General features: G+C 60.4%; 16 protein-coding genes and 1 tRNA gene. 10 read left to right on the top strand and 7 right to left on the bottom strand.

Going from position 1 to position 13,277, the window contains the following annotated elements:
- Positions 1 to 35 precede the first annotated feature (35 nt).
- From AC1DIJ_RS09340 to AC1DIJ_RS09320, 5 genes are all read left to right on the top strand, one after another.
- Positions 36 to 212, top strand: a complete 177-nt coding sequence (locus AC1DIJ_RS09340; RefSeq protein WP_310296189.1) for a hypothetical protein — start codon at positions 36 to 38, stop codon at positions 210 to 212.
- Between the two features lie 4 nt (positions 213 to 216).
- Positions 217 to 1,170 (top strand): site-specific tyrosine recombinase XerD, encoded by a 954-nt coding sequence (gene xerD, locus AC1DIJ_RS09335; RefSeq protein WP_112386152.1) that lies wholly within the window; start codon positions 217 to 219, stop codon positions 1,168 to 1,170.
- A gap of 61 nt (positions 1,171 to 1,231) precedes the next feature.
- Positions 1,232 to 2,185 (top strand): acetyl-CoA carboxylase carboxyltransferase subunit alpha, encoded by a 954-nt coding sequence (locus tag AC1DIJ_RS09330; RefSeq protein ID WP_112386153.1) that lies wholly within the window; start codon positions 1,232 to 1,234, stop codon positions 2,183 to 2,185.
- Positions 2,186 to 2,385: 200 nt separating this feature from the next.
- Complete coding sequence (locus AC1DIJ_RS09325; RefSeq protein ID WP_112386154.1) at positions 2,386 to 3,645, top strand: L,D-transpeptidase family protein; 1,260 nt, start codon at positions 2,386 to 2,388, stop codon at positions 3,643 to 3,645.
- Positions 3,642 to 3,875, top strand: a complete 234-nt coding sequence (locus AC1DIJ_RS09320) for a sulfurtransferase TusA family protein (RefSeq protein ID WP_112386155.1) — start codon at positions 3,642 to 3,644, stop codon at positions 3,873 to 3,875. Before AC1DIJ_RS09325 ends, AC1DIJ_RS09320 begins: the two co-directional genes overlap by 4 nt.
- A gap of 3 nt (positions 3,876 to 3,878) precedes the next feature.
- Here the strand turns inward: AC1DIJ_RS09320 and AC1DIJ_RS09315 are convergent, their stop codons facing one another.
- Together AC1DIJ_RS09315 and AC1DIJ_RS09310 are read right to left on the bottom strand one after the other, a co-directional pair.
- Positions 3,879 to 5,039, bottom strand: a complete 1,161-nt coding sequence (locus AC1DIJ_RS09315; protein WP_112386156.1) for a CobW family GTP-binding protein — start codon at positions 5,037 to 5,039, stop codon at positions 3,879 to 3,881.
- A gap of 12 nt (positions 5,040 to 5,051) precedes the next feature.
- Positions 5,052 to 6,173 (bottom strand): D-alanyl-D-alanine carboxypeptidase family protein, encoded by a 1,122-nt coding sequence (locus AC1DIJ_RS09310; protein WP_112386157.1) that lies wholly within the window; start codon positions 6,171 to 6,173, stop codon positions 5,052 to 5,054.
- 150 nt (positions 6,174 to 6,323) lie between these two features.
- Between AC1DIJ_RS09310 and AC1DIJ_RS09305 the strand changes: the two genes are divergently transcribed.
- Together AC1DIJ_RS09305 and AC1DIJ_RS09300 are read left to right on the top strand one after the other, a co-directional pair.
- On the top strand, positions 6,324 to 7,487 hold the full coding sequence (locus AC1DIJ_RS09305) for a M20 aminoacylase family protein (RefSeq protein ID WP_112386158.1): 1,164 nt from the start codon (positions 6,324 to 6,326) through the stop codon (positions 7,485 to 7,487).
- Positions 7,488 to 7,557: 70 nt separating this feature from the next.
- Positions 7,558 to 7,634 (top strand) — tRNA-Arg (locus tag AC1DIJ_RS09300).
- Positions 7,635 to 7,679: 45 nt separating this feature from the next.
- Here the strand turns inward: AC1DIJ_RS09300 and AC1DIJ_RS09295 are convergent.
- Entirely contained in the window at positions 7,680 to 8,342 is a 663-nt protein-coding gene (locus AC1DIJ_RS09295) for a hypothetical protein (RefSeq protein WP_162705923.1), read from the bottom strand.
- Between the two features lie 163 nt (positions 8,343 to 8,505).
- On the bottom strand, positions 8,506 to 9,021 hold the full coding sequence (locus tag AC1DIJ_RS09290) for a DUF992 domain-containing protein (RefSeq protein WP_112386170.1): 516 nt from the start codon (positions 9,019 to 9,021) through the stop codon (positions 8,506 to 8,508).
- A 353-nt stretch (positions 9,022 to 9,374) separates the two neighbouring features.
- On the opposite strand from AC1DIJ_RS09290, the gene AC1DIJ_RS09285 reads away from it, so the two are divergent.
- Positions 9,375 to 9,596, top strand: coding sequence for a hypothetical protein (locus AC1DIJ_RS09285; protein WP_112386159.1), 222 nt, complete (start codon positions 9,375 to 9,377; stop codon positions 9,594 to 9,596).
- 117 nt (positions 9,597 to 9,713) lie between these two features.
- A complete protein-coding gene (locus tag AC1DIJ_RS09280; protein WP_310296205.1) occupies positions 9,714 to 9,878 on the top strand; it encodes a hypothetical protein in 165 nt (54 codons plus the stop codon).
- On the opposite strand, the gene AC1DIJ_RS09275 is transcribed toward AC1DIJ_RS09280, so the two are convergent.
- The 3 genes from AC1DIJ_RS09275 to AC1DIJ_RS09265 form a co-directional block, all read right to left on the bottom strand.
- Entirely contained in the window at positions 9,879 to 10,676 is a 798-nt protein-coding gene (locus AC1DIJ_RS09275) for a class I SAM-dependent methyltransferase (protein ID WP_112386160.1), read from the bottom strand.
- 105 nt (positions 10,677 to 10,781) lie between these two features.
- Positions 10,782 to 11,048: a BON domain-containing protein gene (locus AC1DIJ_RS09270; protein WP_112386161.1), complete on the bottom strand. Its 267-nt coding sequence runs from the start codon at positions 11,046 to 11,048 to the stop codon at positions 10,782 to 10,784.
- A gap of 58 nt (positions 11,049 to 11,106) precedes the next feature.
- Entirely contained in the window at positions 11,107 to 11,754 is a 648-nt protein-coding gene (locus AC1DIJ_RS09265) for a hypothetical protein (RefSeq protein ID WP_112386162.1), read from the bottom strand.
- 315 nt (positions 11,755 to 12,069) lie between these two features.
- Here AC1DIJ_RS09265 and dxr point away from each other — a divergent pair, with 315 nt between their 5' ends.
- Entirely contained in the window at positions 12,070 to 13,263 is a 1,194-nt protein-coding gene (gene dxr / locus AC1DIJ_RS09260; protein ID WP_112386163.1) for a 1-deoxy-D-xylulose-5-phosphate reductoisomerase, read from the top strand.
- The last annotated feature ends 14 nt before the right edge of the window (positions 13,264 to 13,277 follow it).

The following is a 13,277-nucleotide window of genomic DNA, read 5'->3' as shown; positions in this document are numbered from 1 at the left end:
TCCTAAAAAGAGGCCAAGCTCATGGAGTTCAAGAAATGCCGACCCTCTTCCGTTTCCTCGCTGTCTTGGCGGTTATCGCCGGGGCGATCTACGGAGGCATGGTGGCCCTGGTGACCTTCGTCGAGCCGCAGCCCCGCGACGTGACGATCCGCATTCCATCGGAGCGCATCAATCCGCCGGCGACCGGCACCATCGCCCCGGCAAAGAAGTAGGCCGATGCGGGATCTCGGCAGCGTTCACGTGGAATCCTTTCTGGAGATGATGAGCGCCGAACGCGGCGCAGCCGAAAACACGCTGCAATCCTACGAGCGCGATCTCGACGACCTCCACTCCTTTCTGAACGGACGCAGCGTCCGCCTGACGGAAGCGGCCTCCGCCGACCTGACCGCCTATCTCTCGTCGCTTGCGGGCCAGGGCTTCAAGCCCTCGTCGCAGGCCCGAAGACTGGCCTCGATGCGGCAATTCTACAAGTTTCTCTATGCCGAGGGCCTGAGGACGGATGACCCGACGGGTGTGCTCGACTCGCCGAAGAAGGGCCGGCCGCTGCCGAAAACCATGGGCGTCGAAGAAGTGACACGGCTGTTGACGCAGGCCGAGCACGAGGCCGGCGATCCCGCCGCCGGTCAATTGAACCGCCGGCGCATGCTGGCGCTTCTTGAATTGTTATATGCCACCGGCATGCGCGTGAGCGAGCTTGTATCGCTGCCGGCCCGGGTCCTGGATCAGGAGGGACGCTTCCTGATTATCCGCGGCAAGGGAAACAAGGAACGTCTCGTCCCGCTTTCGCAATCGGCGATCGCGGCGCTGAAGGCTTATGGTGGCGCGATGGCTGTGGAAAACGCCAGCGCCAAGAAGCCCACCGAGAGCCCCTGGCTATTCCCGGCAGCGTCGAAAGAAGGCCATCTGCCACGACAGGTCTTCGCCCGTGACCTCAAGAACCTTGCGATCCGCGCCGGGCTGACCCCATCTATGGTTTCGCCGCATGTCATGCGCCACGCCTTCGCCAGCCACCTGCTGGCCAACGGCGCGGACCTGCGTGTTGTCCAGGAACTTCTCGGACATTCGGACATTTCGACGACGCAGATCTACACCCACGTCCTGGAAGAACGCCTGCAACAACTGGTGCAAACGCATCACCCTCTTGCAAAACAGGCGAAAAAGCACGAATAGGACCGGCGACAAGGGGCAACGCCAGCAATTGCCCCGGGCACAAGGAACGGAAACGCACCTCATGCACAATTATCTCGACTTCGAAAAGCCGATCTCCGACCTCGAAGCTAAGATCATCGAACTGAAGAAGCTCGCGTCCGAGGACGAGAGCATCGACACGTCGGATGAAGTCGGAAGGCTCGAAGTTCGCGTTCGCGAAGCGATGGTCGATATCTATTCCAAGCTCAATGCCTGGCAGAAGACGCAGGTCGCGCGCCATCCGCAGCGTCCGCATTTCGTCGATTACGCCAAGGTCCTGTTCCAGGAATTCACGCCGCTCGCCGGCGACCGCAAGTTTTCCGAGGACGCCGCCATCCAGGCAGGCCTCGCCCGCTTCCGCGGCCAGCCTGTCGCCGTCATCGGCCAGGAAAAGGGCAACGACACCAAGAGCCGCCTGAAGCACAATTTCGGCAGCGCCCGCCCTGAAGGTTACCGCAAAGCGATCCGCGTGCTCGAAATGGCCGACCGTTTCGGCCTGCCTGTAATCACGCTGGTCGATACGGCAGGCGCCTATCCGGGCGTCGGCGCCGAAGAGCGCGGCCAGGCGGAAGCCATCGCCCGTTCGACGGAAATGTGCCTTGGCGTCAAGGTCCCGATCGTTTCCGTCGTTATCGGCGAAGGCGGTTCGGGCGGCGCGATCGCCATTGCCACCGGCAACAAGGTCTTCATGCTCGAGCATTCGATCTACAGCGTGATCTCGCCGGAAGGTGCGGCCTCGATCCTCTGGCGCGATTCCACCCGCGCCAAGGAAGCGGCGACCAACATGAAGATCACCGCCGAAGACCTGAAGTCGCTCGGCATCATCGACGGCATTATTCCGGAGCCGCTGGGCGGCGCCCACCGCGATCCGGAGCATGTCATTGCCGCCGCAGGCGACGTGATAGCCAATTCGCTTGCCGAGCTTTCGCCGCGTTCCGGCGAGCAGCTGCGCAACGACCGGCGTCAGAAGTTCCTGTCGATGGGCCGTAACCTCTAAGGCAGCCACAGAAAAATTGGCCCGATTAGGGCCAAATCTTGGCCACAATAATGTTATCTACCAGTTTTCGCGCTTGCGGGGGCGCCGCGGGCCGGTCATATCCTCGTAAGGATTTGTAAAGTATAAGCCGCCTATGATTCTCGGTATTGCCCGGATTCTACGGTGTGGAGCGGGCTGAATCTGGTAGTTGGGCTAACTGAATGCGCATTCGTCATTTCGCCTACGTTTCCTTGATGGCACTCGCCTTGGCGGGCTGCAACGACACACTGGAATCGGCAAGCAAGATCGACCTCTCCACCGTCAAGAACAAGGTGGAGCAGCCGCTGCCGCCGCGCATCTTGGCGCAGATGAGCGCCAAGAGCATGGATCGCAATTCGCCGATCCTGATTCGCATCTTCAAGGAAGAAGGCGCGCTCGAGATTTGGAAGGCGAAGACCGACAACCGTTTCGACAAGATCGCTGACTACAAGATCTGCGCCTGGTCCGGCCGTCTCGGCCCGAAGGTGAAGACCGGCGACCGGCAGGCTCCGGAAGGTTTCTACAACCTCACCCGTGCTAATCTGAACCCGAACTCGAAATATTATCTCGCGATCAATACCGGCTTTCCGAACAAGTATGACGCCGTTAATGGCCGCACCGGTTCGGACCTGATGATCCACGGCGCCTGCTCGTCCTCGGGCTGCTACTCAATGACCGACGAACAGGTTCTCGAAATCTACGCCTTTGCGCGCGACGCCTTCAAGGGCGGCCAGACCTCGGTTCAGCTGCAGGCCTTCCCGTTCCGCATGACCGCGGAAAACATGTACAAGCACCGGCTCGACCCGAGCTACGACTTCTGGAAGATGCTGAAGGTCGGCTACGACAATTTCGAAGTCACCAAGCGCCCGCCGGAAGTCAATGTCTGCGAGAAGAAATACGTCTTCAACCAGCAGACGGCTGACGGCGGCGGCTTCAATCCGGCAGGCAAGTGCCCGGCCATGTCGACGCCTCCGGCGCTCGCATCGGCTCTGGCGTCCTACGACAAGACCTATGCCATGGATTATGCCAAGGCCGAGAAGAAGTTCGACGGCCTCGCCTGGTATGACCCGACCGAAGCCGAGCGCAAGGCCGTCGTCGCCAAGACCCGCAAGGGCCGCGATCTCGCTTACGCGCCGACCGGAACCTCGCTCGAAGCCGGCCGCATGGTCAAGGTTGCCGAGCTCGAAGGCATGATGTCGAAGCCGGCAGTGCCCGCCACGGTTCCGGCAACTGCGATTGCGGCAGCCACCCCGGCGCCTGCTGCTGCAGCCGCACCGGCGATTGCGGCACCCGCTCAGCCCGCAGCCACGGCAGTTGCGGAGGCTTCTCCGGCAAACGTTCCGGTTCCACAGCAGAACCCGCTGGCCTTCGCGCCCGAGCCGCCGCAGGAAACCGCCGACGCTTCCAAGAAGCCGTTCTGGAAATTCTGGTCCAAGAATTGAGCGGTTCCGACGCCGTCGCCTATGACCTTCGCGGTCTGAAGTGTCCCCTGCCCGTGCTGAAAACGCGCCGCAAGATGTCCTCCATGGCGAGCGGCGCTCTCATCCGGGTCGAAACGACGGACCCGCTGGCCGGCATCGATATCCCGCATTTCTGCAATGAAGACGGCCATGAGCTGCTGGAAACGGTGAAGACCGAGAGCGGCCACCGCTTCCTGATCCGCCGGAAATAGGTCTCAGATCTTCATGCCGGGAACGGCAAGCGGGTTGGATTCCAACGCTGCACGGTCGGGCGTGTCGATGCGCGGCTTGCCGAGGAAGGCATCGAACAGCGTCTTCACGAAGTCCTCGGGCAGATCCTTGGTGATCAGCACCATGCGGGTGCGCCGGTCGTTGGCATCGGGCCAGGCAGGCAGGCGCACCGGCGGATGGAAGATATTCTGGACGCCATGCAGCACCAGCGGCTTATCCGGCCGGTCAGAAACCGCAACGATCGCCTTCATCCTGAGCAGCTTCTCGCCATGCGCCGAGCGCAGGAGATCGATAAACATTTCGAGCGCCATCGGATCGATTGGCTTGTCTTCGATGATCGAGAAAGACCGGATCGAGGCATCGTGACGGTTCACATCATGCGGATCCTGGCCATCGTGGTGATGGTCATGATGGTGGTGGTGCCCGTGACCATGATGGTGATGATGATCGTGGTGATGGTGATCATGCGCGTTTTCATCGCGCAGCCACCGGCCGACATCGGCAATCTTCGTCTCCGGATCGTAGAGGCCATTGACGAGCACGCCGGCGGTGCCGGTCTCTTCGTCATCGGCATCCATCAGAGCCGCCCGCGGATTGAGATCGCGCAGCCGCGCTTCAAGCGCGCCAAGACCTTCGCCACCAGCCATCGGCCGCTTCGAGACGATCAGCCGGTCGGCCACAGCCACCTGCTTGCGGGCTTCCTCGTGATTGTCGAGCGTCTGCAATCCGTTGACGGCATCGACGACGGTCACGACGCCATCGAGCTGAAAATTCGTGGCGATGACGGGGTTGCCCATGATCGCCTGCATCACCGGCGCCGGATCGGCGAGCCCTGTCGTCTCGATGACGATGCGCCTCACTGCCTTCACCTTGCCGGTCTGGATCGCATCCATCAGATTGGCTAGCGTATCGACCAGCTCGCCGCGCACCGTGCAGCACAGGCAGCCGTCCGAAAGCTCGATGATCGCATCGCCGGAGCTCTCGACAAGCAGATGGTCGATGCCGACATCACCGAATTCGTTGATGATGACGGCCGCATCCTTCATCGCCGGATCCTTGAGGATCCGGTTCAGAAGCGTCGATTTTCCCGCGCCGAGAAAACCGGTCAGGATGGTGACCGGGATCCGGTCTGCATGCAGGCTCATGGGATTTTGCCTTTAGAACGACGTCGGACGCGGCAGCGGCACCGGGATATTGGCGGCATCACCCATCGCATCTGCCTTGGTACCCTTGTCAGGCTGGGTATCCTGCCCGGGGATCAGCCCGGCGAAGACGAAATTCGGCTCGTGGTCCATTTCGTGAATGTAAGGCGACTGCACCTTCATACGGCCGACCTCGTCGCGCGTTTCGCTGCGCACCTTGGCGCCCTTGGCGCTGCAGATTTCGGCGCTGATATCGCTGACGGCGTCCTGCCCCGGCCCGTAAGGCTTCAGCGAGGCAAGTGTTGCGCTTGATCCGGCGGGCGTTGCAAAACCCTTCTCCAGCAGATTGGCCGTCGCATCTGCGCGCGCCGCAAGGCTGTCCGTGCCGAGCACGACCGAAACCACGGTGCGTCCGTTGCGGGTGGCAGAGCCGATCTGGTTGAAACCCGAAGCGCAGATGAACCCGGTCTTCATACCATCCGCACCGGCAAAACGGCCGATCAGCAGATTGATGCTCGGCGTATTGGTCTTGCCGTTGGTAAAGCCTTCAAGCGCGAAATAGCCCGAATATTGCGGAAAATCGCGGCGCAGCGCGACGGTCAAGACCGCAAGATCGCGCGCCGTCGTGTACTGGCCCTTGCCCGGCAGTCCGTTCGGATTGACGAAATGCGAATCCGTCATCCCGAGCTTCAGGGCTTCCGCATTCATGCGCAGCACGAAGGCATCCTGCGTTCCGGCCACCGCTTCGGCGACGGCAACGGCGATATCATTGGCCGACTTGACCATCAGGATCTTCAACGCGCTGTCGAGCGTCAGCTTCTGGCCTGGCTTGTAATACATCTTGGCGGCAGGCTGCGCTGCGGCCTGCTTGCTCATCACGATCGGCGTATCGAGGCTGATCTGGCCGGAGCGGATCGCATCGAATGTCGTATAGACGGTCATCAGCTTGGTCAGCGAGGCCGGATACCATTTGCGGAAGGCCTCTTCGTGCTCGAGCACGCGGCCGCTCTGAACATCGACGAGAATATGCGGATTGGCTTGCGCAAGCGGAACCGAAGAAAGCAGTGCGGCAGTGGCACTGACGGCGAAAGAGACCGGCCGCAGGGCGGCAAACAAACGATTCTGGCGCGTCGACACGTCTAGTCCTTAAGATGTCCGGAAAATCTCGAAACCTTCACTATTTAACGTATATGGCCATGACATGGCAAAGGCCATTGAATAAGTTCTTTTCGCGGCAGCCGCTATCTCTGCCGCGGAATAGCCCGTTACCGGTACAGGAATTTGAGCATGCCGATTTTGAACAGAGCCGCTGAATTGCAGGACGAAGTGACCGAATGGCGCCGTCACATCCACGCCCGTCCGGAGCTTCTTTTCGCGGTGGAGAACACGGCAGCCTTTGTCGCCGAAAAGCTGAAGGAGTTCGGCGTCGACGAAATCGTCACCGGCATCGGCCGCACCGGCGTCGTCGGCCTGATCAAGGGAAATGGCGGAGGCAGCCGCACCATCGGCCTGCGCGCCGATATGGACGCCCTGCCGCTGACCGAAATCTCGGGCAAGCCCTGGGCCTCGACCACGCCGGGCAAGATGCACGCCTGCGGTCATGACGGCCACACGGCCATGCTGCTCGGCGCCGCAAAATATCTGGCCGAGACGCGCAATTTTAACGGCAACGTCGCCGTCATCTTCCAGCCGGCCGAAGAAGGCGGCGGCGGCGGCAACCTGATGGTCAAGGATGGCATGATGGAGCGGTTCTCCATCGAGGAAGTCTATGGCATGCACAATCTGCCGGGCTTGCCCGTCGGCCAGTTCGCCATCCGCAAGGGGCCGATCATGGCGGCGACCGACGAGTTCACCGTCACCATCAAGGGCCGCGGCGGCCATGCGGCCCAGCCGAACCGCACGATCGACCCGATCGCCATCGGCGCCCAGATCGTCGCCAACCTGCAGATGATTGCCGCGCGCACCGTTGATCCGCTGCGCTCGGTCGTCGTCTCCGTCACCAAGTTCAATGCCGGCTTTGCCCATAACGTCATTCCGAACGATGCCCAGATCGCCGGCACGATCCGCACGCTCGACCCTGAAGTGCGCGACATCGCCGAAAGCCGCTTCAAGCAGGTCATCAACGGCCTCGCCGCAGCCCACGGCGCCGAAGCCGACATCTCCTTCCAGCGCAATTATCCCGTCACCGTCAACCACGCGGCCGAGACCGGCCACGCCATCGCGACGGCAACCGATATTGCCGGTGAGGCCAACGTCAACCCGGAAATCGACCCGATGATGGGAGGCGAGGATTTCTCCTACATGCTGAACGCCCGCCCGGGCGCCTTCATCTTCATCGGCAACGGCGACACCGCAGGCCTCCACAACCCGGCCTACGATTTCAACGACGAAGTCATCACCCACGGCATCTCCTACTGGGTGCGCCTCGCCGAACAGCGCCTCGGCGCCTGATCTATACTGAAAACCGGACTGAAAAAGGCTTGGCTTCGCGCCAAGCCTTTTGTATGCATGAGCCCCAAGTGGTTCCGTAGCTCAGCAGGATAGAGCATCAGATTCCTAATCTGAGGGTCACGCGTTCGAATCGCGTCGGAATCACCATTCCCCCGCCCAATTCCGCGTGAGACAACAGGCAGCATACAGCAGCTATATCCCGGCCAATCCGTTAAACCAGACAAACGAAATTCGGCGCCCCAGTCGCCTCGATAAACTCGGCTTGTTACTTGAACGAACTATTGGGATGCATATCGCTTCCATTCGAATAATTGCGTTCTTTATATTTAGGCTAAGAGGATCGTTCTCAGCCAAACCCTCCCATATTGTCTCCTCAAAGTGCCGACTACTTTCAGCATTGAGACCGTTTGGGTTTCTATATAGGGCTTGATAGCGGGTTATAGCAGCAGCACGAAATGACCGAAGCGATTGATCTACCATGTTAAACGCTTCAGCAGCCTCATCTCCGAACAGCGCTCTCATACGGAACTTGTATGCCAAAAACTCCGACCAAAATTCGAACTGTTGATTGAAGCGCGCGAGCGGCACGAAAAGAAAGTTGCGCCGATCTGCTTCAGCCTCGCTCTCATTCGGTTCAGGTTTTCGGCTTTCACCTTCATCGACGTAGGACATCGGTGAACGAAGTACCGAGATCTTATGCTCGGCCTCGTAGAATTTCTCAATGACCATTTGGCAAAGCTCGATATCGCGCTTGCCCGTGGTCTCGCGCCGCCAAGACCAAAGTCCGCCGACAGCGACGTATATACCGACGGCGGTTGCAATGAGTGTTGCCATGTTTTGAAGGTTGGCCAGCATGTTCATCCCCCGGAACGCCGGACAAACAAAATCACACCAGCAACTAAAATCAAACGCTGCGACAACCCATAATCGCAGAAACCGCCTAAGAAACTCACAGGCTAGTCTCTAACGTGGGTAAACCCCTCCCGCCAAAGCGGAAGGGGCGCAAACAGCACTAAAATCAGCCCGGGGTCAGCGTCATCGAAGCACTGCCGGCCGCAACGTTCAGGCCGAGCTGGCCGGTGACGCTGAGCGCCTGCAGGTGGATCGAACCAGACGTACCGCCGATCAGCACGTTGGCGCCGACGCCGGCGCCGACGGTGGCTTCGGCAGAGGCGCCGACATAGAGGCCGCCAAGCGAGCCGCGGTGATAGCCGGCTGTCGGGGCGAAGACGGCCCAGACGAGGCGGCTGCGGGTGGTGAAGCCGAGGTCGATGCCGAGCTTGCGGATATCGCCGGTATAGTGATCGGTCACTTCATTGCCGATCGTCGAGCTGAATACGCAATCGGCTTCCTTCGCGGAGCCGAGAACATAGCCGAGGCCGCCGCCGATATCGCAGGTCAGCATGCCGATCTTGACGCCGCCGCGCGTATCCGGTTCCTCGTAGGTCCGGACCATATCGGCAGCGCTCGCCGCTGTGACACAAGCCTGCGTAAGCGAAGCTGCTGCAATTACCATCGCAATGGTCTTTTTCATCATGGTCTCCTTCTCAAATGGCACCGGCAGCTTCTGATCGAAACCGCACCGGCAAGCAAACCCAGCCACAAATAACGTATGGGATCGCAGAACGATCCAAGAGGCCTTCATTGTTTCCATACGCAATGAAGAACGTTCTTAACGTTCTGATCGCAAAGGGGACAATTCGAAGGCAGGACCGTTGCTTATTGGCCGCACTCGATGCCGGAATTGCTTTTCCGCACACCCCACGCAGAAATTGAGTAAGGCCGGACAATAGCCGCTCCAGGGCGAAAAACCTAAATATTTCGTAAGGTTGGAACCAGGCGTGCGATTGGCGAGTTGATCGTCCGGTTAATCGAAAGGCCAAAACCATGAAATCTCTTATTCTTGCATCCATGCTTGCAGCAGCCGCCATTGTTTCGACCACTGCGCCGTCACAGGCAGCAAACGTAACCGTTACCACCACCGAGCGCGCGCCGGCACACCGCTGGCACAAACCGATGCACCACGTGGCGACRCATTGCTACGTGAAGACGGCCCGCTTCCACGAACACGGCCACTGGGTCGTCAAAAAGACCCGCGTCTGCCGCTAAGACTTATTTCTCAAGATTGGAGAACCGGCCGTCAGAGGCCGGTTTTTCTTTGCGCTTTGCCGGGCTGGAACTTTGCCGCTGGGGCGGCGTTAAGCTGGCAGAACAGGAGTTCCCGCCATGCGTCAAAAACTCACGCTACTTGCGATCGGCTATATCGCCATCAGTGCCGTCATCGTTGCCTTGGCCTACCAGCCGCACGGCACCACGACCACCCAGAAGACCGACCGCCTGGCCGGAGCGACCAGCAGTTCGCATTTCCTGGCGGAGCGCTTCGCCGGCTGATCAGCTGAGCGCCGGCTTGTAGGCAACGACGTGGAAATATTCCTCGTCCGGCAAAGTCTCGCCGCGCAGCAGCTGCCCATCGACTGAAAACAGCATCGGATCGCTGTCAAAGCCGCTCTCGCCGAGTTGCGAGCGAAGCTGCTCCGGCGTCGTTGCATAGACCATGATACCGAAATCGTGGGCGCGGTGCAGCAGAATGGCATGTTCGCCATCGCGCTGTTCCAGCGGCGCAAACCGGCGCTCGCGCACCAGCCCGACGGCATGCTTCACAAGGCGAAAGCCGAGCTTGAGTGGATCGTTCGACCAGACGATCGAGGAGCGCGCCCGCTTTTCACCGAACCCATGCCAATTGCGGTTGAAGGTCGAGAACACGAAGGTGCCGCCAGCCTTCAGCACCCGGGAGACTTCGCCAAGAATTGCCTTGCGCCCATCCGCATCCACGGAATCGATGCCATTATAGCTGAAGACCACGATGTCGAAGCTGCTCTTCGCAAAGCGTGAGAGATCGCGGGCGTCCATATGCTCCAGCTGGGCGGAAGGGTAGTTGCGCTGCGCTAGCGCCACCATCTCGGGCGTATAGTCGATACCGACATAATCAGCGGCCACGGGCTGAAACAATCCAGTGGTGCGGCCGCCGCCTATACCGATGTCGAGGATGCGCGCGCCCGCGCCGCGATTGCGGGCGATCTCGAAAACCACACGTTCACCCTCATTGATGAAGCCCGTGCTCGACCGGTAATCACGCCGGGCGAGCGGGTTGCTCCATGTTCTGCGGTTGATCTCTTCCATGCGATGCATAGGCACCTCCGGTAAAACCAGGAAATTTGGCTTTAACCTATGCCGCTGCCCGTGGAGCGTCCAATTACAGAACGTTAATCTTTTGTTAATGGTTAACGCAGGGCGTCAACCGAGCAGGATCTGGTTGCGGACACCGTGGACACCTTTGACCGAGCTGACCACCGCGGTCGCCCGCTCGATCTCTTCGACTGTGCCGACAGTGCCCGTCAATACGATCTCTTCATTCTCGGCCGTTACCTGAACATCGGACGCATCGATGCTCCCGGCCACGGCCAACGCCTCGGCTGCCGCAATCTCCAGTGTCGCGTGATTGACAAACTCGGCTTCGATCTCCGGCTGTTTGCCGTGAAAAGTGGCTTCCTTGAAAACCATGACTCTTCCTCCTTTTGCAATGGCAGAGAAACGCCGGAGGCAGCGGTTGGTTCAGATCCTACCAGGTGACCCGGTAGTTGATATTGACATTTGCCGAGCGGCTTGAGGACAGTGGATCGTTGACGGCAGCGTTCAAATTGAGATTCGGCAGGATATTCTGGCTGACGCCGACGGAGCTCGAAAAATCCTGACCGAGGCCCGTAACGCTGCCATTGGCGGTCAGCGCTGTCCCCGTCCAGGGATAAATCAGCTTCATCGCCTGGCTGGCGGTGACCGAAGTCTGGCGCGCGGCCACCGGATCGAAGCCGACATTGACGAAGCGGCTGGTCTGGAGATCAAGCGAGTCGGAGAGAATGAAGCTTTTCGAGCGGCTGAGCATCAGCGCGCCGCTGCCGCGCAGCGTATCGACGCGAACACCGGCAGATTGCTGCGCCGGTCCGCCCGGGGTTGCCCTCACGTTGCTGATCTTGCCCCAGAGTGTCGCCTGCCCGGATCCCTTGAGGATCGCATCGCCATCGGTTGCCGATAGCCCGAGATCGACACCGGCGCTGGTTTCCCACTCGAACGGCAGACGAAACCCCATCGTTGCCTTGTAGGCCTGATCGGACACCTGCACCGGGTTCCAGATCAACAGATTGTCGGCCCGCGCCGGCAACGTCTGGGCAAGCCAGGCGGCGCATAGAATTGTCAGCTTCAGCAACGTCATCAAAGTCTGCCTTTTGGAGCGCCGAGACGCAGGAACCATGCGGAAGCATCGCGAAACGCGTCCGTTCATTCCTCCCAATTTTTGAAGTGGCAGGGCACCGCAGTGCCGTTTGCCGGGTGCGCCCAAGCGCTGGAATGCGGCTCTGGCCGTCCAGGCCACGCATCCCGTCATCCTCCATGGATGTTACAAGAGTCACATCCGAACGCCGCTCTGTAAACCCCGTTGCGAGAGAAAACTGCTGCGTTGCACACTTGCCGCACCCCGGAAAGCGCGGTAGAGCCGAAGGCCAATGACGGCTCTGGATAAGACACGCGCATGAAGACCGGCCTCACCGCGCCGCGGCGCATCAGCATTTTCGGCTCAACCGGCTCGATCGGCGTCAACACGCTCGATGTGGTCAATCAGCTTGGCGGCCGCGACACTTTCGAGGTCGTGGCCATATCAGGCAACACCAATGTCGCGCTGCTGGCGGAACAGGCAAAGGCCTCTGGCGCCAAGGTCGCCGTCACCGCCGATGAGATGAGCTATGGGGCTCTGAAGGCTGCTTTGTCAGGCACCGGTATCGAGGTCGCAGCCGGCCGCGAAGCGCTAATCGAGGCGGGTAGCCGTGACACCGATGTCGTCATGGCGGCAATCGTCGGAACGGCAGGACTGGAGCCCACGCTGGCGGCAGCAAGGCGCGGCGCCGACATCGCCCTTGCCAACAAGGAATGCCTGGTCTCCGCAGGCGAGCTTTTCGTCAAGGCTGTGGCCGAAGGCGGCGGAAGACTGATCCCCGTCGATAGCGAACACAGCGCCATCTTCCAGTCGCTGGAGGATGATCAACATCATGCCGTCGAGCGCATCGTTCTGACCGCTTCGGGCGGTCCGTTCCGCACCTGGACGCGCGAGCAGATGGCAGGCGTCACCGCCGATATCGCCCGCGCCCATCCGAACTGGTCGATGGGTCTGAAGATTTCGATCGGCAGCGCTTCGATGTTCAACAAGGCGCTGGAGATGATCGAGGCCAAGCACCTCTTCAACGTTCGTCCTGATCAGGTTGAGGTCATCGTCCATCCGCAGTCGGTCATCCATTCGATGGTCGGTTACGTCGATGGATCGGTGCTGGCGCAGCTCGGCTGCCCGGATATGCGCACCGCGATCGGCTATGCGCTGACCTATCCGAACCGCTCGAAGCTCGATGTCGAGCGGCTGGACTTTGCCAAGCTGGCGCGTCTGGATTTCGAGGCGCCGGATGAAGTGCGCTTCCCGGCGCTGCGGCTGGCCCGCACAGCACTGGAACGCGGCGGCCTGCAGGGCGCCGTCATGAATGCTGCGGAAGAGATCGCCTTCCACGCCTTCTGCGATGGCCGGATCGGCTTCCTTGAGATGGCCGATATTGCCGAGCGCGTGATGGATATGATGACCGGCCACGAGGCCGCCACGACGATGGAAGACGTCTTCGCCGCCGATAACGAGGCACGGCACCGCGCCGGCGAAATCATCGCTCAAAAGGAAATGGCCGCTTAAGCGGCCATTTTTAT

It is taken from the genome of Rhizobium sp. 10N427 (assembly GCF_056394605.1).
Note: the sequence above shows the minus strand (reverse complement) of the source record. Positions and strands in the feature narration are given on the sequence as shown.

What these genes read in the sequence shown, in the direction of transcription:
- AC1DIJ_RS09340 (WP_310296189.1), top strand. Translation starts at nt 36, where the DNA reads ATGCCGACCCTCTTCCGTTTCCTCGCTGTCTTGGCGGTTATCGCCGGG.
- xerD (WP_112386152.1), top strand. Translation starts at nt 217, where the DNA reads ATGCGGGATCTCGGCAGCGTTCACGTGGAATCCTTTCTGGAGATGATG.
- AC1DIJ_RS09330 (WP_112386153.1), top strand. Translation starts at nt 1,232, where the DNA reads ATGCACAATTATCTCGACTTCGAAAAGCCGATCTCCGACCTCGAAGCT.
- AC1DIJ_RS09325 (WP_112386154.1), top strand. Translation starts at nt 2,386, where the DNA reads ATGCGCATTCGTCATTTCGCCTACGTTTCCTTGATGGCACTCGCCTTG.
- AC1DIJ_RS09315 (WP_112386156.1), bottom strand. Translation starts at nt 5,039, where the DNA reads ATGAGCCTGCATGCAGACCGGATCCCGGTCACCATCCTGACCGGTTTT.
- AC1DIJ_RS09305 (WP_112386158.1), top strand. Translation starts at nt 6,324, where the DNA reads ATGCCGATTTTGAACAGAGCCGCTGAATTGCAGGACGAAGTGACCGAA.
- AC1DIJ_RS09295 (WP_162705923.1), bottom strand. Translation starts at nt 8,342, where the DNA reads ATGCTGGCCAACCTTCAAAACATGGCAACACTCATTGCAACCGCCGTC.
- AC1DIJ_RS09290 (WP_112386170.1), bottom strand. Translation starts at nt 9,021, where the DNA reads ATGAAAAAGACCATTGCGATGGTAATTGCAGCAGCTTCGCTTACGCAG.
- AC1DIJ_RS09280 (WP_310296205.1), top strand. Translation starts at nt 9,714, where the DNA reads ATGCGTCAAAAACTCACGCTACTTGCGATCGGCTATATCGCCATCAGT.
- AC1DIJ_RS09275 (WP_112386160.1), bottom strand. Translation starts at nt 10,676, where the DNA reads ATGCATCGCATGGAAGAGATCAACCGCAGAACATGGAGCAACCCGCTC.
- AC1DIJ_RS09270 (WP_112386161.1), bottom strand. Translation starts at nt 11,048, where the DNA reads ATGGTTTTCAAGGAAGCCACTTTTCACGGCAAACAGCCGGAGATCGAA.
- AC1DIJ_RS09265 (WP_112386162.1), bottom strand. Translation starts at nt 11,754, where the DNA reads ATGACGTTGCTGAAGCTGACAATTCTATGCGCCGCCTGGCTTGCCCAG.
- dxr (WP_112386163.1), top strand. Translation starts at nt 12,070, where the DNA reads ATGAAGACCGGCCTCACCGCGCCGCGGCGCATCAGCATTTTCGGCTCA.